The following is a 22,559-nucleotide window of genomic DNA, read 5'->3' as shown; positions in this document are numbered from 1 at the left end:
TCAGTCACAAGTGGACCCTATGTGTCTCAAAAGTTGTTCGGTTACACTCGGGGCCTGCAAAACCGATCCTACCGAATCACTTTTTACGTTCTAACGAGGTTTGCCATGGCTGATTACAAAGCGCCGCTGCGGGATATGCGCTTCGTCCTCAACGAAGTGTTCGAGGTTGCCAACACGTGGGCCCAACTGCCGGCATTGGCGGACAGCGTGGACGCCGAAACCGTTGAGGCGATCCTCGAAGAAGCCGGCAAAGTCACTGCCAAATCCATCGCCCCGCTCAGTCGCGGCGGCGATGAGCAGGGCTGCCGCTGGGCGGACACGGTGGTGTCCACCCCGGATGGTTTTCCACAGGCCTACAAAACCTACGCCGAAGGTGGTTGGGTGGGGGTGGGCGGCGATCCTGCGTTTGGCGGGATGGGCATGCCCAAGGCAGTGTCGGCCCAGGTTGAAGAGATGATCAACTCGTCGAGCCTGGCCTTCGGCCTGTACCCGATGCTGACCTCCGGCGCCTGCGTTTCGATTGCGACTCACGCCACCGAAACGCTCAAGGCCACTTACCTGCCGAAAATGTATTCGGGCGAGTGGGCCGGTTCCATGTGCCTCACCGAAGCCCACGCCGGCACCGACCTGGGGATTATTCGTACCAAAGCCGAGCCGCAGGCGGACGGTTCCTACAAGGTCAGCGGAACCAAGATCTTTATCACCGGCGGTGAACACGATCTGACCGAAAATATCATCCACCTGGTGCTGGCCAAGTTGCCTGACGCCCCGGCCGGGCCCAAGGGCATCTCGCTGTTCCTGGTGCCCAAGTTCATGGTCAATGCCGATGGCAGCCTGGGTGCGCGTAACCCGGTGAGCTGCGGTTCCATCGAGCACAAGATGGGTATCCAGGCCTCCGCCACCTGCGTGATGAATTTCGACGAAGCCGTGGGTTACCTGGTGGGCGAGCCTAACCGTGGTTTGGCGGCGATGTTCACGATGATGAACTACGAGCGCCTGGGCGTTGGTATCCAAGGCCTGGCATCCGGTGAGCGTTCCTACCAGAACGCCATCGAGTACGCGCGTGACCGCTTGCAGAGCCGCGCGCCGACCGGCGCCCAGGCCAAGGACAAAGTGGCTGATCCGATTATCGTCCACCCCGACGTGCGTCGCATGCTGCTGACCATGAAAGCGTCGAACGAAGGTGGTCGTGCGTTCTCCACCTACGTGGCGACTCAACTGGATATCGCCAAGTTCAGCGACGACGCCGCAGCCCGCGAGCGCGCCGACAACCTGGTGGCCTTGCTCACACCGGTGGCCAAGGCGTTTCTCAGCGACCTGGGCCTGGAAACCACCGTGCTTGGCCAGCAGGTGTTTGGTGGCCACGGTTACATCCGCGAATGGGGCCAGGAGCAACTGGTGCGCGATGTGCGTATTACGCAGATCTACGAAGGCACCAATGGCATCCAGGCCCTGGACTTGATGGGACGCAAGATCGTCGGCAGTGGCGGCGCGTTCTACCGCTTGTTTGCCGACGAAATCCGCCAGTTCACCGCCAACGCCGGGTCTGAGCTGGGCGAATTCATCCGCCCGCTGAATGCGGCGGTGGATAACCTGGATGAGTTGACCGCCTGGGTGCTTGATCGCGCCAAGACCAACCCCAACGAAATCGGCGCGGCGTCGGTGGAGTATTTGCATGCGTTTGGTTACATGGCGTATGCCTACATGTGGGCGCGCATGGCCAAGGCCGCGTGGGGCAAGGAGGGCGAAGACGATTTCTACGCCAGCAAATTGGGCACCGCGCGCTTCTACTTCGCGCGCCTGTTGCCGCGTATCCACTCGTTGAGTGCGTCGGTAAAAGCCGGGAGCGAATCGCTGTTTTTGCTGGATGAAGCCCAGTTCTAAAGGCGTGGAGGGCGTGTAAGCAATCTCTTACATGACGTGCTGCTAATCGTCCTCTATCGCCACATTGGATCCATCGATAATCTACTTCACATGGACGTCGCGCAGGAAGCGCAAAGCAACAACACGGACACGTAGGATTCTGCCAGGACGGCGGAGTGAAATGGATGTCAGGGAAACAGTCTGCAAAGCCCCGCTTCGGCGGGGTTTTCTTTTGCCCGCGAAAAAGTCAGGCGGGCGTCTGCGGGGCGTTCATCACGTCTTCGAGCAAGGTGCGCAGCAAGGCCATCGTTGCCTGCTGGCGCTGCACATCACGGCACACCAACCCGACTTTGAGCGGCACCCGTGGTTCGCTCAAGGGTTTCCATAGCAGTGACTGACTGTTGTGCTCATCCTGGGAGCGTCCCGGCAGCACCGTCGCCAGCCGCGTATGAGGCAAGCTGTCGAGAATCCCCACCATGGTATTGAGCTCGGCCTGCACCTGCGGACGCCGTCCGAGGTTGGCGAGCTGGCCTTGCCAGATCTGCCGAATCTGAAACTCCTCCCCCAGCAGCAACATCGGCAACTCAGCCGCCTGCTTCAACGAGACCTTTTTGAATTCCCGCAAAGGATGGTCCTCGGGGATGACCACTTTCAGCTCATCTTCGTACAGCAACACGCCTTGCAACCCAGGCTGACGTGGCGGCAGGTAGCTGATGCCGATGTCCAGCGAGCCGTTGAGCAGGCGCCGTTCAATTTCCAGCCCGGTCAATTCATAGATCTGCACCACCAGGTGCGGTTGGGCTTTGCGCACCCGTTCGAGCATCTGCGGCACCAGGCTGGTGTGCACGGTCTGCAGCACACCGATGGCCAACGTGCGCAACGCCTGGCCTTTGAAGTGACGCAACGCTTCGACGGCGTGCTGCATGCCATCGATCAACGGCAGTGCATGGTTGTAGAGCGTGTGCGCTGCCAGGGTTGGCAGCAGGCGTTTGCTGCTGCGCTCGAACAGGCTGACGTCCAGGTGCTGCTCCAAATGACGGATCTGCTGTGACAACGCCGGTTGGGAAATCGACAGGCGTTCTGCAGCCCGGCCCACATGGCCTTCTTCATACACCGCGACGAAATAACGCAGTTGCTTAAAATCCATAAGGTTTGCTTATCGAAAAAGCTGGAAAAACGAAATGGCCCAGGGCCCTCGAGACGCCTAGTCTAGCGCCTATTCGCAGGGCTTACAGGGCCGAATCGAGCAATGAACAGCGTTCACGTTGATAGCGTTTATATAGGCAACTCAAAAAACCTCCAGCCCGTGGGTGGGCAAGGTTCACTTGCCGCTGGAGGTGAAGTGTGAATCTGTTCACCTTGCGCCGTCCCGCGCCGAGCCTGGATGACCTGGTGCTCGAAGTGTCACCCGGTGAACCGTCCGGTGATGCGCTGATGCCCACCGTCGCCAAGCCCCCGCAAGTATTCGTGCGCGGACAGGGTTCCTGGTTATGGGACAGTGACGACCGCGCCTATCTCGATTTCAGCCAGGGCAATGCCGCCAATAGCCTCGGCCACAGCCCACAGGTGCTGATCAAGGCGCTTGCCGACCAGACCCAGGCATTGATCAACCCCGGCATGGCCCTGCACAACCGTACGCAACTCAGTCTGGTCGAACGCTTGTGCCATCGCACCGGCAGCGACCAGGCTTACCTGCTTAACAGCGGCGCGGAGGCGTGCGAGGCGGCGATCAAGCTGGCGCGTAAATGGGGCCAACTGCATCGCGGTGGGGCTTACCGCATCATCAGCGCGAGCAACGCGCGACACGGTCGCAGCTTCGCGGCGCTCGCGGCCTCCACCGGCGCCCAGGAAAACCGTTTCGAGCCGCAGTTGCCCGGCTTCAGCCACGTACCCTTCAACGACTTGCCAGCACTGCACGCCGCCGTGGACGCCCAAACCGTGGCCATCATGCTTGAGCCGATCCAGGGTGCCGGAGTGGTGCCGGCGACCGAGCACTATCTTAAGGGCGTCGAACGGCTGTGCCGGGAATTGGGGATTCTGCTGATCCTCGACGAGGTGCAAACCGGCATGGGGCGTTGCGGGACGTTACTGGCCGAGCAGCACTATGGGGTGCGCGCCGACATCATCACCCTGGGCAAAGGCTTGGGCGGCGGTGTGCCGTTGGCGGCGCTGCTGGCGCGGGGTAACGCCTGTTGCTTCGACCTGGGCGAGCTGGAAGGCACCCATCATGGCAATGCGCTGATGGCGTCGGCCGGTGCCGCGGTGCTCACCAACGTGCTGGAGCATGGTTTTCTTGAGCACGTGCGTGAGTCCGGCCTCTATCTGGGCGAGGGCCTGGCGCGCCTGGCTTACCGTTATGACCATGGCGCACCGCGCGGCCAGGGCCTTCTATGGGGGCTGACGTTGTCGGAAGAATCCGCGGATGCGGTGGTCAATGCGGCTTTACATGAAGGCCTGATCCTCAGCGCCCCGCAGCCCGACTGCCTGCGCTTCACCCCCGCGCTGACCGTGAGCAAAAGCAACATCGACGAAATGCTTCTGCGCCTGGCCCGCGCTTTCTCCCGCGTGCGCACTGCGCAATTGCAATGTCGCAAAGGCATCGCTGTTTAACCCGATTTCCTGAACCGTCTCGCGGTATACGCAGCACCCCCAGCCTGATTTTTTTGGCTGGGGGTGTTTTTTTGCCTGATTGTTAACGCATGGCTCCGTGCCAGATCCCACTGAACCCTCACGAACACCCAAGGTCGATTAGCTACACGGCTCACACGAGCCGATTGATTGGAGCTGACCCATGGATTTCATTCGCATCATCATCGCCATTCTGCTGCCGCCACTGGGGGTGTTTCTGCAAGTGGGCTTCGCCGGCGCGTTCTGGCTGAATATTCTGCTGACCCTGTGCGGTTACATCCCAGGCATCGTCCACGCGGTGTACATCATCGCCAAGCGTTAAGGCCCTCAGCCTTTCGCGATCAGGCGTGAGTTGCGCTCATTGCGAAAGGCCAGTTGCTCGATGGTCTGGGTGGCGTGTTCGGCTTCTTCCCGCGCCTTGAGGATGAGGCCGTGATGCTCGGACTTGCTGCACACCGGGTCGGCATTGCTGGCATCTCCCGTGAGCATGAAGGCCTGGCAACGGCAGCCGCCGAAGTCCTTCTCTTTTTCGTCACATGAACGGCACGGCTCGGGCATCCAGTCGTAGCCGCGAAAGCGATTGAAGCCAAACGAGTCGTACCAGATGTGCTGCATGCTGTGGTCGCGCACATTGGGAAATTGCACCGGCATTTGTCGGGCGCCGTGACACGGCAGGGCAGTGCCGTCCGGCGTCACCGTCAGAAAGATACTGCCCCAGCCATTCATGCAGGCCTTCGGGCGTTCCTCGTAGTAATCCGGCGTCACGAAGATCAATTTGCACGGGTGGCCTTCGGCTTCGAGCCTGGCGCGGTATTCATTGGTGATGCGCTCGGCGCGTACCAGTTGCTCCCGGGTCGGTAACAGGCCCACGCGATTGAGCTGCGCCCAGCCATAGAACTGGCAGGTGGCGAGTTCGACGAAGTCCGCTTCCAAGGCGATGCACAGCTCGATGATGCGGTCGATCTTGTCGATATTGTGCCGATGGGTGACGAAGTTGAGCACCATCGGGTAGCCGTGTGCTTTCACCGCGCGGGCCATTTCCAGCTTTTGCGCGAAGGCCTTTTTCGAGCCGGCCAGCAGGTTGTTCACCTGTTCGTCGCTGGCCTGGAAGCTGATCTGGATATGGTCCAGGCCGGCTTTCTTGAAGTCGCTGATCTTCTGCTCGGTCAGGCCGATGCCGGAGGTGATCAGGTTGGTATAGAAGCCTAGCCTGCGCGCCTCGCCGATCAGCTCGGCAAGGTCTTGTCGCACCAGCGGTTCACCGCCGGAAAACCCCAGTTGCGCGGCGCCCATCTCGCGGGCTTCGCGAAACACCTTGAACCATTGCTCGGTGCTCAGCTCTTTGCCCTGCTCGGCGAAGTCCAGCGGGTTGGAGCAGTACGGGCATTGCAGCGGGCAGCGGTAGGTCAGTTCGGCCAATAGCCAAAGCGGCAGGCCGATCGGCGGTTTTTCAGGCAAGGGTAATCCAGTGCTCTGCACGGGCGACCTCCATGAATTGCTCGATGTCGTCGCCCAGCTCAGGCACGCCGGGGAACTGTTCTTCGAGCGCGGCAATGATCGCCGCCACGTCGCGCTCTCCGTCGATCAAGCCACCAATCAGCGCGGCGCTGTCATTGAGCTTGATCATGCCTTCGGGGTAGAGCAACACATGGCCTTTCTGCGCGGGCTCGTACTGGTAGCGGTAGCCCTGGCGCCAGGTCGGTTTTCTGCTGCGATCAAAGCTCATAGGGTGATCCCTTTATGCCACACCCGCTGGTCGGTCACGCTGTGGTACGGCGGGCGGTTCAGTTCGTAGGCCATGCTCATGGCGTCCAGCATGCTCCATAGGATATCCAGTTTGAACTGGAGAATTTCCAGCATGCGCTCCTGGCCTTCGCGGGTGGTGTAGTGCTGCAGGGTGATTGCCAGGCCGTGTTCCACATCGCGGCGGGCCTGGCCCAGGCGAGTGCGAAAGTACTCGTAACCGGCCGGATCGATCCACGGATAATGCTGCGGCCAACTGTCGAGGCGCGACTGGTGGATCTGCGGCGCGAACAGTTCGGTCAGCGAGCTGCTGGCGGCTTCCTGCCAACTGGCGCGACGGGCGAAGTTGACGTAAGCGTCTACCGCAAACCGCACGCCGGGCAAGACCAGTTCCTGGGAGCGCAGTTGCTCGGGGTCCAGACCCACCGCCTGGCCCAGGCGCAGCCAGGCCTCGATGCCGCCGTCTTCACCCGGTGCGCCGTCGTGGTCGAGCAGGCGCTGGATCCACTCGCGACGTATCTCACGGTCCGGGCAATTGGCCAGGATGGCGGCGTCCTTCAGCGGAATATTCACTTGGTAATAGAAGCGGTTGGCAACCCAGCCCTGGATCTGCTCGCGGGTGGCGCGGCCTTCATACATCGCCACATGGTAGGGGTGATGGATATGGTAGAAGGCGCCCTTTGCCCGCAGGGCCTGTTCGAAGGCGTCGCGCGTCATTGGTATGTCAGTCATTTGGCTTGCTCCTACAATTCAATGCTCATGCCGTCGTAAGCCACTTCCACATTGCGTCGCACCAGCTCGGCGCGCTCGGGGGAGTCTTCGTCGAGGATCGGGTTGGTGTTGTTGATGTGGATAAGTACCTTGCGCTGCGTTGGCAACTGCTCAAGCACTTCCAGCATACCGCCGGGGCCGTTCTGTGCCAGGTGGCCCATCTCGCGCCCGGTGCGGGTGCCGACGCCCCGGCGTTGCATTTCGTCGTCGTCCCACATCGTGCCGTCCACCAGCAGGCAATCGCTGCCGGCCATGATGTCCAGCAACGGCGCATCGACCTTGCCCAGGCCTGGGGCGTAGAACAGTTTGCCGCCGGTGCGCAGGTCTTCGACGATCAGGCCGATGTTGTCGCCCGGGTGCGGGTCGAAGCGGTGCGGCGAGTAGGGCGGTGCCGCGCTGCGCAACGGCAGCGGGGTGAAACGCAGGTTGGGGCAGGACGGGATGGTGAAGCCGGCATCCAGTTCGATGCGGTTCCAGGCCAGGCCGCCGTTCCAATGGGTCAGCATCGTGAACAGCGGAAAACCGGTGCTCAGGTCTTCATGGACCATGTCGGTGCACCAGACTTGATGCGGGCAGCCTTCGCGCAGGCTCAGCAGGCCGGTGGTGTGGTCGATCTGGCTGTCCATCAGGATGATTGCGCTGATGCCGGTGTCACGCAGGGCGCGGCCCGGTTGCATCGGCGCGAAGCTTTGCAGTTGCGCGCGAATATCCGGCGAGGCATTGCACAGCACCCAATTCACGCCATCGTCGGAGATTGCGATGGACGACTGGGTGCGCGCGTGGGCTCGTAGGCTGCCATCACGAAAACCTGCGCAGTTCACGCAATTGCAGTTCCACTGCGGGAAACCACCGCCGGCGGCGGAACCTAGAATCTGGACAAACATGGCCGCTCCATCAAGCAAAGCTCAAAACAAAAACGCCCCGGGCGAACCGAGGCGTTGTCATACCCAGCCGATTAACGGCTGGCGAAGTACATGGTGACTTCGAAACCGATGCGCAGATCAGTGTAAGCAGGTTTGGACCAGGTCATATTCTTACTCCTACGAAGGGATGGGACGTTTACTACCAAGTAATACATATAGTCCACCTCCAGTCGGAGATGTTCAGATGTGTGCGTGGGAATGTTACGCAATTCTTTTCAAGTTAGCGCTGTCTTGGTGGAAAAAGGCTGTTGCAGGGTTGGCAATGATCAACCTTTAACCGTCCAGAGGTCCGTCGAAGGCGCGCCGTTGGCGACCCAGAGCCAGCCGCCGACGGCGTCCTTCAGGTGCTGGGCGGCATGCTGCAAATCGGCGTAGGTGCAGGCATATAGATGTTGCTGGAGGCGCTCCAGGTAATCCGACGGATGGCCCGCCAGGTGCGCATGCCACAGCAGTTCCGCTGCTTGCGATGTCGGCAGCGTGTCGACGTTGAATTGCTGCGCCAGGGCCGTGTTGCCCAAGTCTGTATCGCGCTCGATCAGCGTAGGCACTTGCGCCAGGAAGCGGTGCAGGTGCTGCACAATTTCATCCAGAGACAGGTGCGGAGATTGCACGCCAAACAACAGGCCGGTCTGCCCGTTGATCTGTCGGATACCGCTGAACACGGCGTAGCCGATTTGCTGTTCCACCCGCAAGCGTTGGTAAAACGGCCCCTGCACCCGATGAACAAGCAGGCGCCATGCGGCTTCATCCGCCAGGGAAAGACTGGGTGTCGGGCAGAACAGCAACAACGCGGCTTCGCTGGCGTCGGTTTTAACTGCATGCCACACGCACTGACCGTTGAGGTCACGGGGTTGGCGCTCAATGCCCGCCGGTTGCCCCGGCAAGCCGGCGGCAGCTGTTTTTATCAGCGCCTCGCACGTTGCCGGCAAGCCTATACCCAGCCCATGCCAACGGGCGGTATGCCAGGAAGCAGGCTGATGTGCGCGCTCGGCCGTGGTCTCTGCGCAGTAAGCGGGCAATGCTTTAAGCAATGCGCGAATGGCGAGCGGCGGCGGCGTGGTGTCGGGTGTTGGGTGCGCCTGCGTAAGGCTTTGCGCCAACGCTTCGAGTACCTTCGGCATGAGCGCGTGAAGCCCGACCATGCTGATCCGCCAATCGTGGCCGGTCGTTTCAAACGTTAACGCCAGCCCAGCCTGGCGAGCGTTTTCGCTCAAGACGTGCAACGCACCTTCCAGTCCGGACGGCGCGGGTGAGTCAAACCGCCAGTTCAGGTACAACGCGCCTTCCTGGCGGTCTGTGGGTACAGCCTGGTTGAAGGTCAGCGCGGATGCTTCCCGGCGACCCCGCGAGCGGTCCTGGGCAAAGGTACGCAAGCCGCGGTGGGCGCTGGTCTGGCCACGAATCAGGCCGGCACGCGGTTCTGTGTCGGAGGGGCGTAGGAAGGGGTTGTCGGGTGGCCGTTGCCACGTTTGCTTGGCGGCTGGCAGTTGCAGTGAATCCAGCAGCGTGTGCAGCGCCGCGATGCTGTGGTCTGACAGCGCTTCGCTGTCGTTGCGGGCCAGTGCCAGTGCGCCCTGAACCTGCCGCTGGCGCACGGTCACTCGGGCGAATTCCTCGCGCAGTGGCGTCCAGTCACTGTGTGCGAAAAAGCTCAGCCAATCGTGCAGCAAGGCTTCAACCGGTGTGACCGATTCGCCTGGCTGGCTGAGGGTAAAGTCGATATCCAACAGCGCCTGCCCGGCGAAGTGGTAAAGCACGCTTGCGTGTAACGCGGTGGCCATGCCTTGGGCTTGCAGTTCAGCCAGCAGCCCGCCGGGCGCCGGGTTGTTGAGCCAGGTGCACAGAAACTCCAAGGTTTCGCGTGGCGCGTTGCAGGCGATGACGTGGTGCAGTTGCTGGCCGGCGACATGGCGATAAGCCTGGGGTTGGCCGTCCATCAGGGCCGGTGGTGCGGCCTGTGGATGTCCAGAGCCGGTGGGGATGATTTCGCCGAAGCGGTGTGCCAGGGCTTGGAGCTCGTCCAGCGGTTGGGGACCGGCCAGGCTCAATGTCATCTGCCCACTCTGGTAGAACTGTGCGTGAAATGCTCGCAAGGCTTGCTGAAAGGCTTCCGTTTCGACCGGCAGGCTGTCCCGGTTGCCGGCATGGAAGTCCCGAAGCGGATGACCGTTCGCGACACCTTCGAGCAATGCCACTTGCTGCTGGGCCTTGGCATCCCTCGACCAGGCGACAAACTCTGCCTGCAGCACTTCGCGCTCGCGTAGCTGATCGTCGAGTGCCAGGCGTGGTCGGGCGAGCATGTCCGCCAAGCGCTCCAGCCCTTGTGCAACGTTCGGCACCGGCAGTTCGAAGAAAAATTCGGTGATGCGCTCGCGGGTACTGGCGTTGACCTGTCCGCCATGCCGCTGCACGTAGGTCATCAGCCCTTCGCCTGTCGGAAAACGCTCGGTTCCCAGGAACAACAGGTGTTCCAGAAAATGCGCCAACCCCGGCCACGCCAAGGGCGCGTCATGACTACCGGCGGCCACCCGCACAACAGCGGCGCAGCGCTGTAAATGGGGCGCTGCGTGCAGGATGACACGCAGGCCATTGGCCAGAGTCAGAGTGGCAGAGTGAGGGTGGGCCGGGGCGGGCATGGGCACTTCCAGAACGTGGGGAGTGCCCATGCTAGCAAACCCGCGGGATCAGGGCTTGTGCAGCGTGCCGTACAACTCGGGGCGGCGGTCGTGCAAATAGTCATTGGCGATGCGTGCGTCGAGGATTGCCTGGTGATCCACGGTGCCGACAATCAGGGCTTCATCCAGGCCTGCCAGGGCAATGCGCTCGCCATTCGGCGCTGCCAGGCTGCTTTGCCCGCAGTAGTGAAGGTCCTCTTCGTTCCCGCAGTAGTTGGCATACGCCACGTAGCACTGGTTCTCGAACGCGCGCGCGCGCACGGTAACGTCGGCGATAAAGTCGAACGGCACCATATTGGCGGTGGGCACCAGGATCAGTTCAGCGCCGGCCAGGGCCAGGCGGCGGGCGTTTTCAGGGAACTCCAGGTCGTAGCAGATCAGCATCCCCAGCTTCCAGCCGTTGAGTTCCACCACCGGGAAATCATCCTCCCCGGCGCTGAACATCGAGTGGTCCAGGTCGCCGAACAAATGGGTCTTGCGGTAGTTGCACAGGCGCTGGCCGTTGGCGTCGATCAACTGCACGGCATTGTAGATATCCCCGTTTGCGGCGCGCTCCGGGTAGCCATAGAGGATGGCCAGGCGGGCGTTTTTCGCAAGCTCGGCAATCGCCTGCGCCGAGTCCCCGTCCTGCGCTTCGGCCAGGGCCCCGGCGGCTTCGGCACCGATGTTATAGCCGGTAAGAAACATCTCCGGCAGCACCAGCACATCGGCGCTGCCGGATGCCTCATGCGCCACGGTGTGCAGGCGCTTGAGGTTAGCCGCCACATCCAGCGGCAGGGGCGGGCATTGGTAGAGGGCGACACGCATGGCTTGGCTCCTTAATCGGCGAGGGCGATTGGCCCGATCTCGTCGAACACGTCACCTGGCCCTGGGTTTTCAGGATGAGTGCGGCCGCCGAAGTGATTCATGATGCCCCACACGGCATTCAACGAGGTCTGCACCGCGCCTTCCACCCAGGCGGGTGTCCAGGACACATCATCGCCGGCGATGAAAATCCCGCGTTGTTCGGCAGGCATGTCCTTTTGCATGAAGTGCGCGTACATGCGCTGGTTATAGCGATAGTGACCGGGCAGCGCGCCCTTGAAGGCACCGAGGAAGTGTGGATCGGCCTCCCAGGACACGGTGATCGGGTCGCCGATGATGCGGGCCTTGATATCGACTTTCGGGTAGATCTTGCTCAGCGCGTCGAGGGCCAGTTTCACCCGCTTATCGATTGGCTGCGGGAGCATTTTCAGTGCGTCGCTCATCCACGAGTACGACAGGCAGATCACGCCAGGCTTGTCGTCGCCGTTATCGAACAGGTAGGTACCGCGAGTCAGGCGATCGGTGAGGGTCATGCTCATCAGGTCGCGGCCCGTTTCAGGGTCTTTGTCTTTCCAGAACGGGCGGTCGACCATCACGAAGGTTTTCGAGGACTGCATGTAGCGGGTGCGGTCCAGGGCCATCCACATTTTTTGCGAGAACAGCGTTTCATCGCACTCGATCTGGGTGGTCAGCAGCCAGCTCTGGCAAGTGGTGAGCACAGCCGCGTATTCGCGAGTATCGCCGTAGGTGTCGGTGACGGCAAAGCGGCCGTCGGCGGCGTGGGCAATGCGCTTGACCCCGGCCCGTGGCGCACCACGGTGCAGCGAACTGAGGCTGGTGCCCGCCGGCCAGTGGGCGCAACGCTGCGGCACATGGCGCCAGATGCCCATGGGCACCTGGGCCACGCCGCCGACCACCAGATGCTGGTGATCGTCGCAGTTGGTCATCACCACGCGGAAGATCTCCAGCATTGAGTTGGGGAAGTCCGAGTCCCAGCCGCCGGTGCCGAAACCGACCTGGCCGAACACTTCACGGTGGTGGAACGACAACTTGGCGAAGGCTTTGGAGGTGGCGACGAAATCGTAGAAGGTGCGGTCGTCCCACAACGGCACCAGCTTATTCCACAGGGCCTTGAGGCGTGGCACGTCGCGGTCGCGGATGGCTTGCTGGATATCGCCGAACTGCGAGCCGGCCTCCAGCGCATCGGCCCAGGCGTCAGCCACTTCCTGAAACAGGGCTGGCAGATCCGACAGTTTCTGTGCGTAGTGGGTCTGGCCTTCGAGGTCGATCACGGTACTGCCGGAGGCGGGCGTCAGTGGGTTGGGGAATGGTTTGGTGTCCAGTCCCAGCTTGTCCACGTAGTGGTAGAACGCGGTGGACGACACCGGGAAGCGCATGCCGCCGAGTTCGGCGATGATACCTTCGGCCCCTTCAAACGCCTGGGAGCGCAGGCGTCCGCCCATCTTCGAGGCTTCGTACACCACGGGTTTGAGGCCCAGCTTCATCAGCTCGTACGCCGCGACCAGCCCGGCGATGCCCGCCCCCACGATCGCCACCTCGGCGCCATGCTGTTCAGCCGGGATGCTGCCCAGGCCGGCGGGGTGTTCGATCCAGTCATCGAAGGCAAACGGGAAGTCCGGGCCAAAAATGGTGATGGGTTTTTTCCCGTCTGCGGGGTGGCGATGGGGCTTGCTGACAGTGCTCGACGGAATGCTCATGGCTGACCTTACTGAAGGCTCGGCGGGACGCGACCCGCTGAGTATAGGAAAAGATGGCAGCCAGTTTAGGCAGCGTTGCGCTCGTTAATAAGGCGCAATGTGTCGTCGAATTGGCTTCATTTCAGTCGATATGACGAAATGTTCGGTCAGATTGGCTGACCGCGATCCAATTTGTTACTGAGGATGATCGAGGTGGTGGTTTTCTCGACCCCGTCGACGCTACCGATCTGGTCCAGCAGTTGGTCCAGCTGCTCCGGCGAATCGGTGCGCAGCCAGGCCACGTAATCGAACTCGCCGCTCACCGCGCACAGCTGTTGCACCTGGGCCATGGCGCTAAGCCTGCGCAGCACTTCTTTACCGGAGCGCGGCTGTACGGTAATGCCGACATAAGCCTGCAGGCCGCCATCCACCACACGCTGGCCCAGGCGCACGCCATAACCGGTGATCACTTGGGTTTTTTCCAGGCGCGCCAGGCGCGAGGTGACCGTGGTACGCGCAATGCCTAAGCGCCTGGCCAGCATGGCCACGCTTTCGCGGGCGTTGATCTGCAGCGCAGCGATCAGCTGGCGATCGATTTCATCCAGGACAGACAAGGGCAGAACTCCGTGAGGCAGCGATGGATGCGCATGTTACAGACTTGCATCGGCGGCAGGCAGCGCGCGAACAGTGGGGAACTGGCAAATCGGGTGGGCTGTAGTTCAAGGCGTTCAGGGATATTGGGCAGTTGTTTGCCAAGTGAGATGTGGACGTTTTTGCAAAGAGTCAGATTTTTAAAGATTGATTGCCCGCGACTTTCCAACTGCCAGAAACGCGAAAGCCGCGCAATGCGCGGCTTTGGAGTTGGTGGGCCCACACGGACTTGAACCGTGGACCAAAGGATTATGAGTCCTCTGCTCTGACCAACTGAGCTATAGGCCCTTAACAGGTCGCGGATTATAACGATGGTTTCCTCGCTGTGCTATCCGAAAAGTCCTCAACCTTCATACGAAGGAAGGTTGCGGCGAAAAGTGCTGGCGGCAGAGGCAGGCTGACGATGTAGCCTTGCATTTGTTCGCAGCCTTCATCGGCCAGAAAGGCTTGCTGTGCGGGGTTTTCCACGCCCTCGGCGATGATGGTGAATTGCATGCTGTGGCCCAGGGCGATGATGGCGCGCACGATGGCGGCGTCATGGGTGTCGTCGGGCAGGCCGCGGACGAAGGATTGATCGATTTTCAGGAAGTCCAACGGCAGGCGTTTGAGGTAGCTGAGGGAGGAGTACCCGGTGCCGAAGTCATCGATCGCCAGTTGGACGCCCAGGCGCTTGAGTTCGTGCAGTACGTCGAGGGCTTCTTCAGCCTGGCTCATGATGAAGTTTTCGGTGATCTCCAGTTGCAGGCAGCCTGGCTCCAGGCGGTAGTCGCGCAGTAACTGTTCGATGCGCGGCAGCAGCTTGGGGTGGCGCAGTTGTGCGCCGGCGAGGTTGACCGACAGCGGGCCGAAATCGTCGAAAGTGCCTTGCCAGGCGTGAAGCTGGCGGCAGGCCTGCTCCAGCACCCAATCGCCGATCTGCAGGATCATGCCGTTTTCTTCCGCAAGGGGGATGAAATGTTCGGGCGGCACGTCGCCGAAGGTCGGGTGGTGCCAGCGGATCAAGGCTTCGGCGCCGATCAGCGCGTGGGTCTTGAGGCACAGTTTGGGTTGGTAGTAGAGGCTGCATTCGTTGCGTTCGATGGCGCGGCGAAGTTCTTGTTCCAGGGCGACGCGCTCCTTGGCCTGTGCGGTGAGGTCGCGGGTGTAGCTTTCAACCCGGTTGCGCCCCTTGGCTTTGGAGCGGTACATCGCGGCGTCGGCGTTCTTGACCAGAGTGGCGACGTCGGTGCCGTCCTGCGGGTAGAGACTGGTGCCGATGCTGGCACTGATAAAGAACTCGTGCTCGCCGGCCTGGAATGGCGGGGTGAAGCACGCCAACAGTTTATTGGCCAGGTGCTCGGCATCGCTGGGGTGTTGCAGGCCGGGCAGCAGGATGATGAATTCGTCGCCGCCCAGGCGCGCGACGGTGTCGATGTCCCGCAGTTGCTCTTTGAGGCGCAGGGCGATGTCCTTGAGCAACAGGTCGCCAACGGGATGGCCGAGGCTGTCGTTGATGTGCTTGAAGCGGTCGAGGTCGAGAAACAGCACCGCGCCCTGTTTGCCGGTTTCCTGCTGGCCGTTCAACGCGGCCTGCAGGCGGTTTTCAAACAGTGTGCGGTTAGGCAGTCCGGTGAGGGGGTCGTGGTGCGCCTGGTAGTCGAGGCGGGCCTGGGCGAGTTTGAGGCTGGAGATATCGGCGAATACCGCGACAAAATGCGTCACCTGGTCGCCGTTACGCACGGCGCTGATGGTCAGCCAACTGGGGTAGAGCTCACCGTTCTTACGGCGGTTGGAGATCTCGCCTTGCCAGTGCCCATAGGCGGTCAACTGGTGCCACATGGCGGCATAGAAGGCGCTGTCGTGCAGCCCTGATGCCAGCAGCCTCGGCGTTTCGCCAAGCGCTTCGGCCTCGCTGTAGCCAGTGATTTCGCTGAAGGCGCGGTTGACGGCGCTGATGTTTTGCCGGGTGTCGGTGATCAGCACGCCCTCGGCGGTGCTCTCGAATACGGTAGCGGCCTGTTGCAGCTTTTCCTGCATCAATTGGCGCTCGGTGATATCCCGGGCGATGGTGAGCATGCAGTCCTCGCCACCGATGGGCAGCGGGCGGCTGGACAATTCGCACAGGCGTATCAGCCCGTCGGCCCGGCGGATGTGGCAGATGAAGTCACGCACAAACCCGTCGCGCCGCATCAGTTCCAGCAGATGTTTGCGCTCGTTGAGGTCGACCCAGATGCCCAGTTCCAATGCGGTCTGGTCAATCGAAGTGGCAGCGGTGAAACCGGTAATGCGGCTGAAACCCTCGTTGACCTCGATCAGCAGCCCGTCGCGCTGGCGGCTCAGCAGTAAACCGTCGGGCGAGGCATGAAAGGCCTTGGCGAATTTCTCCTCGGAGGTCTGCAGTTGTTGCTGGGTTTCCTTCAACTGGCTGATGTCGCGCACCACTACCACAATGGCTTCCACCGTATCGAGCTGGAACGGTTCGGCGGATACCAGCCCGGTGAAGGCTTGGCCATTGCTGCGTCGGAACGCCATTTCCAGGTTGCGAATGCTGGTGGTTTGTACGCGGTGCAGCAGGTCGGGGCCTGCTTGGTCAACACCCCAGATATTTAGGTCAGTGGCGGTTTTGCCCAGCACGTCGGCGGCGCTTAAACCGATCTGGTCTTCAAACGCTTTGTTGACCTCCAGCAGGCAGCCATCGCTCAGGCGTGCGATTACCAGAATGTCGGGGCATTGCTGGAACACCGAGGCGAACTTCTGTTCGGAGCGTTGCAAGGCCTCCTCGGTGCGCTTGGCCTCGCTGATATCAATCATCAAGCCACGAAGTACCGGCTCATGGCCGTGCTTGATCAGGCTGACGATATCGCGCACCCACAGGCAGCGGCCGTCGGCGGTGATCACTCGGTAATCGACGCTATGATCGCGATTGGCACGGGTTTCGCGCCAGCAATAAGCTTCGGCGCGGGTGAGGTCTGCGGGGTGGATGATGTTGCGCCAGAAGCCGGGTATCAGCCAATGGGCGCGTGGATAACCGAGCAGTTCTTCGGCGTGGGGAGACACGTAGCTGTAGGTGAAGTCGGTAATGCTGGCTTCCCAGGCGATGGCGGACAGACTTTCTACCAGGCCACGGTAATGATATTCGCTGCTGCGCAGCTCCTGTTCGAGTGCGACACGGCGGGAAATTTCCGAGCTGAGCCGACGATTGATTCGGATGACGATGACCAATACGGTGCTGAGCAGCAGTAGCGCCGGCACGCCGTATAACAGCAGATCGCTCCAGAACGTGCGGTTATCCGAGAAGTTGCCAACCCAGTGGTGCTGGATTGCGTTGGTTTCGTCCAGGCTGAGGTCGGCCAGCACTTTATCGAGGATACCCACCAATAGCTTGTCTTCGCTTGGTACCCCCATCGCCAGTTGATAGCGGTAGGGCGTTTCACCACTGACGTAAAGGCCTTCAAGTTTGAGTTCGCGCAGGCTCCAGACACTGGACGCGAGGTCGCTGACGACGGCGTCCACTTTTCCGGTGGCCAGAGCCTGCAGGGTGGAGCTGACGTTGGGCATGGCCACCAGATTCAGGTCAGGGTGATGGGTGCGCAGCAGTTCGTGGGGGGCGTAGCTGTCCACTACGGCGATTTTCAGCCCGTAGAGGTCTTTGAGGTTTCGCGGTCGCGCTCCGCCTTCATGGGCGAGAATGACCATCGGAAAGTCGATATAGGGCCGGGTAAAGGCCAGGTATTTCTGGCGCTCGGGCGTAGACATGACGCCGGGGACAAGATCGAGTTGATTGTCTCGGGCCAGCTCCAGCACCATGCCCCAGCGCGGTGGTTCGATCAGTTTGACCTTGACGCCCAGGCGATCCTGGATCAGTCGCACATAGTCCGCGGCGAGACCTTGATAATGCCCATTCTCGTCACGGTATTCGAAAGGTGGCCACGAAGTGTCCACGCCAAGGCGCAGCTCCTGATGGTCCGCCAACCAGGCACGCTCTTGATCGGTGAGAGTCAACGCGCCAGCCGTTGCGGTCCAGATCAGCAGCGACAGTAGTATCACGGTCGGCAAACTGGGCATAACGGTCTCGTTATGGCACGGGGAATTGTTTCGAGTGTAGACGGGCATTTCGCAGGAGGGGTGTCGCGGGGATTTTTATCTGGGCAAAACAAAACCCCCGGCCTGGGCCGGGGGTTCTGGGATCACTCGTCGAGGAAGGAGCGAAGATGCTCGCTTCGCGTCGGGTGACGCAACTTGCGCAACGCCTTGGCTTCGATCTGACGGATCCGCTCGCGGGTTACGTCAAACTGCTTACCGACTTCCTCAAGGGTGTGGTCGGTATTCATGTCGATGCCGAAACGCATGCGCAGTACCTTGGCTTCACGGGCTGTGAGGCCGGACAGTACGTCGCGGGTGGCTTCCTTGAGGCTCTCAACGGTGGCGACATCGATGGGCGACTGCATGGTCGAATCTTCGATGAAGTCACCCAGATGGGAGTCTTCGTCATCACCGATCGGGGTTTCCATGGAGATCGGCTCTTTAGCGATCTTCAACACCTTGCGGATTTTATCCTCAGGCATTTCCATGCGTTCGCCCAGCTCTTCCGGGGTCGGTTCGCGACCCATTTCCTGCAGCATCTGACGGGAAATACGGTTGAGCTTGTTGATGGTCTCGATCATGTGCACCGGAATACGGATGGTGCGGGCCTGGTCGGCAATCGAGCGAGTGATCGCCTGACGGATCCACCAGGTGGCATAAGTCGAGAACTTGTAGCCGCGACGGTATTCGAACTTGTCCACAGCCTTCATCAAACCAATGTTGCCTTCCTGGATCAGATCGAGGAATTGCAGGCCACGGTTGGTGTACTTCTTGGCGATGGAGATCACCAGACGCAAGTTTGCTTCAACCATCTCTTTCTTCGCGCGGCGGGCCTTGGCCTCACCGATCGACATGCGACGGTTGATGTCCTTGATCTCGGCAATCGTCAGCCCGGTCTCGGCCTCAAGCGCGCTCAGCTTCTGCTGGCAACGAATGATGTCCGGCTGCAGGCGGCCGATGGCTTCGGCGTACTTCGCCTTGCCCTTGGCCAGAGCGTCGGTCCAGCTTTCGTCCACTTCATTGCCCGGGAACTGGCGCAGGAAGTCGGCACGCGGCATGCGTGCATCACGCACACAAAGCTGCATGATTGCTCGCTCTTGAGCACGCAAGCGCTCAAGGGCGCTGCGAACGCGCTCAACCAGGCCTTCGAATTGCTTAGGCACCAGCTTGATGGGCATGAACAGCTCAGCCAATGCCAGCAGCTCGGCGATAGCCTGCTTATTGGCGCGACCGTGCTTTTTCAAGGCCTTGCGGGTGATTTCCATTTGATCGGAAACCGCACCGAAACGCTGAGCCGCGATCACCGGGTCCGGACCGCTTTCGACTTCTTCTTCGTCGTCGCTGCTGGCTTCAGCCTCGTCGTCGTCGGTGTCGTCGTCCGCCTTGGCGGCCTTGGCGTCGACAGGCGGCGGAACTTCGGCAGCTGGCGGCGCAATGCCGTCGTCCGGGTCGATATAACCGCTCAGGACGTCGGAGAGGCGGCCACCTTCGGTGGTTACGCGGGTGTACTCGGAGAGAATGTGGTCAACCGTGCCGGGGAAGTGCGCAATTGCGCCCATCACTTCGCGGATGCCCTCTTCGATACGCTTGGCGATTTCGATTTCGCCTTCGCGTGTCAGCAGCTCGACGGTGCCCATTTCACGCATATACATGCGCACAGGGTCCGTCGTGCGACCGATATCGGTCTCCACCGCAGCCAACGCGGCGGCAGCTTCTTCAGCGGCGGCTTCGTCGGTATCGGCGTCGGCCAGCATAAGGGAATCCTTATCTGGCGCAGTTTCGAATACGTTGATCCCCATGTCGTTAATCATGCGGATGATGTCTTCCACCTGCTCTGGATCTGAAATATCCTCAGGCAGGTGGTCGTTGACCTCCGCGTAAGTCAGGTAACCCTGCTCACGACCAAGAAGAATCAACTCTTTGATACGAGACTGCTGTTGCGCTTTTCCGGACATAACACCCTATCCACTGAAGGTCTTGGCGGGCAAAAAACAAGCCGAGGATTATACCCGAGCTATGACCTCACACGCCAGCTGAGGTCGGGTTTGATGCGGAAACATTCTGTTTTAAGAGGTCGCGCATCTGTTTTGCTATCTGAATCTGCTCTTCAGCCGATAATCCAGGCTGCCTTGCTCTCTTGATAAGTTCGTCGAGGGTCTGCGTGTGCTGGCCCGCGGATAACCTAGTAATGGTGTCTAAAAACTGTTGTTCAAGGTTTTCGCCGTCAATTAGCCACTCCTTTTCCGCGAGTGCCTTCAATAATCGACCCTGTTCGGTGCCATGCCATCTTGCCATCAGCTGAATGGAGTTTAGCCTGGGGTTTTTCTGCACCGCCTCGATCAAAGCGATCAGTACCTGCGCGTAAGTGTTGCTCTCGTTGGCAAAGTGCTCGGCACTGTCAACTTTGCCCGCCAGTTGCGGGTGATGAATAAGCGTGCGCAGTGCAATCAGCGTAGGCGCTTCCACCGCGACCGGTGTGCGCGGGGCATAGGCTTCATCTCGATCGCCACGCTTGCCGTTCTTGCTCCAGGGTTTTTTGTTGTCCCATTTCTTGCCGCCGGCGCCGGGCTTCTTCGCCGTCCACTCCTGCTGGGGCGCATAGGCGTCTTGTTGTGGATGAAAATCGGCATAGTCCGGCATGGCGTCGTAGTCCATGCCTGGGTCGTAGGCGGGCGGGGCGTCCTGTGGCGCGCTCTGCACCAACTGACTCACGGCCTCGCCGCTCAAACCGGTAATTTCCAGCAGGCGCTGACGCATCAGTGTGCGCAGGTTGGCGCCGGGCACCTTGTCGATCAGCGGCGCCGCGAGGGTCGCCATGTGGGCCTTGCCTTCAAGGGAGCGTGGGTCGGCTTCTTCGGTCAGTTGCTGGAAAAAATAATCCGCCAGCGGCTGCGCGTGCTGGTTGATTCGTGCACGGAAGGCGTCGGTGCCTTCTGAGCGCACCAGGGTGTCCGGATCCTCGCCTTCGGGAAGGAACAGGAAGCGCGCGCGACGCCCGTCCTGCAGGCTCGACAGCGTGGCCTCAAGCGCTCGCCACGCGGCGTTACGGCCGGCCTGGTCGCCATCGAAGCAGAACAGGACGCTGGGCACCACGCGAAACAGGCGCTTCATGTGCTCTTCGCTGGTGGCGGTACCCAAGGTAGCGACGGCGTTGCGCAAGCCTTGCTGAGCGAGGGCTATCACGTCCATGTAGCCTTCAACCACGATGATTTCGTCAAGGTTGCGGTTGTTCTTGCGCGCTTCGAACAGCCCGTAAAGTTCCTGGCCCTTGTGGAATACCGGGGTTTCCGGGGAGTTCAGGTATTTAGGCTTGTCGTCACCCAGCACGCGGCCACCAAAGGCGATGATGCGGCCGCGACTGTCGCGGATCGGAAACATCACGCGGTCGCGGAAGCGGTCATAGCGCTTGCCGGTCTCGGCGTTTTCCACCAATAGGCCAGCATCGATCATGGCTTTCTGTTGCAGGGTGTCGCTGCTCAAGTGTTTGTACAGGTTGTCCCAGCCCGGCGGTGCAAAGCCAAGGCCGAAGTCGCGGGCGATTTCACCCGTGAGGCCGCGCCCCTTGAGGTACTCGACGGCCGCTTTGCGCTGCGGATGGCTTTTAAGCGCTTGACGATAAAAGTCGGCAGCGGCCGTCAGCAACGGGTACAGCGGCGAGTCGGTGGGTTGTCGTGGTTTGTGCGAACGGCCGCTTTCTTCGCGGGGGATTTCCATGCCGGCGGCTTTGGCCAGTTCCTCGACGGCCTGGGGGAAGTCCAGGTTGTCGTGGTCCATGATAAAGCCAAGGGCATTACCGCCTGCGCCGCAGCCAAAGCAGTAATAGAACTGCTTGTCGGGGCTGACGCTGAACGAGGGGGTCTTTTCTTTGTGGAACGGGCAGCAGGCGGTGTAGTTCTTGCCCGCCTTCTTCATTTGCAGGCGCGAGCTGACCACATCGACGATGTCGGTGCGGTTCAGAAGGTCGTCAATAAAGCTCTGGGGAATCAGCCCGGCCATGGCGTTCTCGTCATCACTGCGTGTAAATGAGGGCCCATGAAGTATTCAAGCGCACGTCATGCGGGCTTGATCATCAATTATCTGTTTGGACTGTCAGGAAGTGTATCTGCCGGACATTCGCTGACGTTAGTGTCTATCAGTCTTCGGCTTGAAATGTTGCCCAGGCATCCGGTCTTGACCCATGGCAGGCCTCGGAAGCTCGGTGGTGGGCACAGCCGACGCAGTTGATCGCCTGTTTATAAAATAAGTGTGCTCGTCAGTAGCCTTGTAAGGCTCGTCAGAAGAGACGCGCACCGCTGGCAGAAGAGCCAGTCCTGACGTGTGAAGCAGTGTCTCGGTCGCGTGTGCGGCGTCGACGATGAAGCATCAAGCGATATCCGCAAATGCCATTAGCCCGGCTGAGGGCCGGGCTTGGCAGAAGCTTGCTACGATCGTCTGTGTATTAGTACAGACGAACGGCGCGGCGCTGTTCGCGCTGAACTTTCTTGGCGTGACGCTTAACAGCGGCTGCTGCCTTACGCTTACGCTCAGAAGTTGGCTTCTCGTAAAATTCGCGGCTACGAACTTCAGCCAGTACACCGGCTTTTTCGCAGGAGCGCTTGAAACGACGCAGAGCTACGTCGAAGGGTTCGTTCTCTTTAACTTTGACGGCTGGCATCCAGAGCTACCTTCTTTCATTACCGGGATCAACGTTCTCGTCGCAAACAATTCACGGCTGAGGTCGTCGGTTTTTAAGGGTTGCGGAT

Annotated in this window: 17 protein-coding genes and 1 tRNA gene; 3 read left to right on the top strand and 15 right to left on the bottom strand. The window is 60.7% G+C overall.

The window, feature by feature from the left end:
• Window positions 1-105: 105 nt before the first annotated feature.
• A complete protein-coding gene (locus QRN10_RS06435) occupies window positions 106-1,884 on the top strand; it encodes an acyl-CoA dehydrogenase C-terminal domain-containing protein (RefSeq protein ID WP_285428032.1) in 1,779 nt (592 codons plus the stop codon).
• Between the two features lie 226 nt (window positions 1,885-2,110).
• Here QRN10_RS06435 and QRN10_RS06430 read toward each other — a convergent pair whose 3' ends face one another.
• Complete coding sequence (locus QRN10_RS06430) at window positions 2,111-3,010, bottom strand: LysR family transcriptional regulator (RefSeq protein ID WP_181080213.1); 900 nt, start codon at window positions 3,008-3,010, stop codon at window positions 2,111-2,113.
• A gap of 197 nt (window positions 3,011-3,207) precedes the next feature.
• On the opposite strand from QRN10_RS06430, the gene QRN10_RS06425 reads away from it, so the two are divergent.
• Both QRN10_RS06425 and QRN10_RS06420 read left to right on the top strand, forming a co-directional pair.
• A complete protein-coding gene (locus QRN10_RS06425; RefSeq protein ID WP_285428031.1) occupies window positions 3,208-4,473 on the top strand; it encodes an aspartate aminotransferase family protein in 1,266 nt (421 codons plus the stop codon).
• Between the two features lie 181 nt (window positions 4,474-4,654).
• Window positions 4,655-4,813 (top strand): YqaE/Pmp3 family membrane protein, encoded by a 159-nt coding sequence (locus QRN10_RS06420; protein ID WP_007904205.1) that lies wholly within the window; start codon window positions 4,655-4,657, stop codon window positions 4,811-4,813.
• Between the two features lie 5 nt (window positions 4,814-4,818).
• Here the strand turns inward: QRN10_RS06420 and pqqE are convergent, their stop codons facing one another.
• From pqqE to rpsU, 14 genes are all read right to left on the bottom strand, one after another.
• Window positions 4,819-5,949, bottom strand: coding sequence for a pyrroloquinoline quinone biosynthesis protein PqqE (pqqE, locus tag QRN10_RS06415; RefSeq protein WP_253509620.1), 1,131 nt, complete (start codon window positions 5,947-5,949; stop codon window positions 4,819-4,821).
• A complete protein-coding gene (gene pqqD / locus QRN10_RS06410; protein ID WP_027605935.1) occupies window positions 5,942-6,217 on the bottom strand; it encodes a pyrroloquinoline quinone biosynthesis peptide chaperone PqqD in 276 nt (91 codons plus the stop codon). Before pqqD ends, pqqE begins: the two co-directional genes overlap by 8 nt.
• Complete coding sequence (gene pqqC / locus QRN10_RS06405) at window positions 6,214-6,966, bottom strand: pyrroloquinoline-quinone synthase PqqC (protein WP_253509619.1); 753 nt, start codon at window positions 6,964-6,966, stop codon at window positions 6,214-6,216. The genes pqqD and pqqC overlap by 4 nt, the downstream gene beginning before the upstream one ends.
• Window positions 6,967-6,977: 11 nt before the next feature.
• Window positions 6,978-7,889 (bottom strand): pyrroloquinoline quinone biosynthesis protein PqqB, encoded by a 912-nt coding sequence (pqqB, locus tag QRN10_RS06400; RefSeq protein WP_181080217.1) that lies wholly within the window; start codon window positions 7,887-7,889, stop codon window positions 6,978-6,980.
• A gap of 71 nt (window positions 7,890-7,960) precedes the next feature.
• Complete coding sequence (gene pqqA / locus QRN10_RS06395) at window positions 7,961-8,035, bottom strand: pyrroloquinoline quinone precursor peptide PqqA (protein ID WP_003194766.1); 75 nt, start codon at window positions 8,033-8,035, stop codon at window positions 7,961-7,963.
• Window positions 8,036-8,194: 159 nt separating this feature from the next.
• A complete protein-coding gene (pqqF, locus tag QRN10_RS06390) occupies window positions 8,195-10,564 on the bottom strand; it encodes a pyrroloquinoline quinone biosynthesis protein PqqF (protein ID WP_285428075.1) in 2,370 nt (789 codons plus the stop codon).
• A gap of 48 nt (window positions 10,565-10,612) precedes the next feature.
• Entirely contained in the window at window positions 10,613-11,410 is a 798-nt protein-coding gene (locus QRN10_RS06385) for a carbon-nitrogen hydrolase family protein (protein WP_285428030.1), read from the bottom strand.
• A gap of 11 nt (window positions 11,411-11,421) precedes the next feature.
• Window positions 11,422-13,125 carry a flavin monoamine oxidase family protein gene (locus tag QRN10_RS06380; RefSeq protein ID WP_181080219.1) on the bottom strand — a complete coding sequence of 568 codons (1,704 nt, stop codon included), beginning with the start codon at window positions 13,123-13,125 and terminating at the stop codon, window positions 11,422-11,424.
• A 146-nt stretch (window positions 13,126-13,271) separates the two neighbouring features.
• Window positions 13,272-13,718, bottom strand: coding sequence for an Lrp/AsnC family transcriptional regulator (locus tag QRN10_RS06375; RefSeq protein WP_181080220.1), 447 nt, complete (start codon window positions 13,716-13,718; stop codon window positions 13,272-13,274).
• A 248-nt stretch (window positions 13,719-13,966) separates the two neighbouring features.
• Window positions 13,967-14,043, bottom strand: a tRNA-Ile gene (locus tag QRN10_RS06370).
• A gap of 15 nt (window positions 14,044-14,058) precedes the next feature.
• Entirely contained in the window at window positions 14,059-17,799 is a 3,741-nt protein-coding gene (locus QRN10_RS06365; RefSeq protein ID WP_285428029.1) for a bifunctional diguanylate cyclase/phosphodiesterase, read from the bottom strand.
• A gap of 122 nt (window positions 17,800-17,921) precedes the next feature.
• Window positions 17,922-19,772: an RNA polymerase sigma factor RpoD gene (rpoD, locus tag QRN10_RS06360; protein WP_181080222.1), complete on the bottom strand. Its 1,851-nt coding sequence runs from the start codon at window positions 19,770-19,772 to the stop codon at window positions 17,922-17,924.
• 67 nt (window positions 19,773-19,839) lie between these two features.
• Complete coding sequence (gene dnaG / locus QRN10_RS06355; RefSeq protein ID WP_181080223.1) at window positions 19,840-21,813, bottom strand: DNA primase; 1,974 nt, start codon at window positions 21,811-21,813, stop codon at window positions 19,840-19,842.
• Window positions 21,814-22,255: 442 nt separating this feature from the next.
• Window positions 22,256-22,471 carry a 30S ribosomal protein S21 gene (rpsU, locus tag QRN10_RS06350; protein ID WP_002551877.1) on the bottom strand — a complete coding sequence of 72 codons (216 nt, stop codon included), beginning with the start codon at window positions 22,469-22,471 and terminating at the stop codon, window positions 22,256-22,258.
• Between the last annotated feature and the right edge of the window lie 88 nt (window positions 22,472-22,559).

Source organism: Pseudomonas sp. lyk4-R2A-8, assembly GCF_030209095.1.
In the GTDB taxonomy this organism is placed as follows: domain Bacteria; phylum Pseudomonadota; class Gammaproteobacteria; order Pseudomonadales; family Pseudomonadaceae; genus Aquipseudomonas; species Aquipseudomonas quebecensis.
The sequence above is the reverse complement of the archived record's forward strand: the minus strand, read 5'-3'. Positions and strand labels throughout refer to the sequence as shown.

Bases quoted from the DNA above. Each gene is read 5' to 3' on its own strand.
- dnaG (WP_181080223.1), bottom strand. From the start codon at position 21,813: ATGGCCGGGCTGATTCCCCAGAGCTTTATTGACGACCTTCTGAACCGC.
- rpoD (WP_181080222.1), bottom strand. From the start codon at position 19,772: ATGTCCGGAAAAGCGCAACAGCAGTCTCGTATCAAAGAGTTGATTCTT.
- pqqB (WP_181080217.1), bottom strand. From the start codon at position 7,889: ATGTTTGTCCAGATTCTAGGTTCCGCCGCCGGCGGTGGTTTCCCGCAG.
- QRN10_RS06430 (WP_181080213.1), bottom strand. From the start codon at position 3,010: ATGGATTTTAAGCAACTGCGTTATTTCGTCGCGGTGTATGAAGAAGGC.
- QRN10_RS06385 (WP_285428030.1), bottom strand. From the start codon at position 11,410: ATGCGTGTCGCCCTCTACCAATGCCCGCCCCTGCCGCTGGATGTGGCG.
- QRN10_RS06380 (WP_181080219.1), bottom strand. From the start codon at position 13,125: ATGAGCATTCCGTCGAGCACTGTCAGCAAGCCCCATCGCCACCCCGCA.
- rpsU (WP_002551877.1), bottom strand. From the start codon at position 22,471: ATGCCAGCCGTCAAAGTTAAAGAGAACGAACCCTTCGACGTAGCTCTG.
- QRN10_RS06435 (WP_285428032.1), top strand. From the start codon at position 106: ATGGCTGATTACAAAGCGCCGCTGCGGGATATGCGCTTCGTCCTCAAC.
- pqqC (WP_253509619.1), bottom strand. From the start codon at position 6,966: ATGACTGACATACCAATGACGCGCGACGCCTTCGAACAGGCCCTGCGG.
- pqqF (WP_285428075.1), bottom strand. From the start codon at position 10,564: ATGCCCGCCCCGGCCCACCCTCACTCTGCCACTCTGACTCTGGCCAAT.
- pqqD (WP_027605935.1), bottom strand. From the start codon at position 6,217: ATGAGCTTTGATCGCAGCAGAAAACCGACCTGGCGCCAGGGCTACCGC.
- QRN10_RS06420 (WP_007904205.1), top strand. From the start codon at position 4,655: ATGGATTTCATTCGCATCATCATCGCCATTCTGCTGCCGCCACTGGGG.
- QRN10_RS06365 (WP_285428029.1), bottom strand. From the start codon at position 17,799: ATGCCCAGTTTGCCGACCGTGATACTACTGTCGCTGCTGATCTGGACC.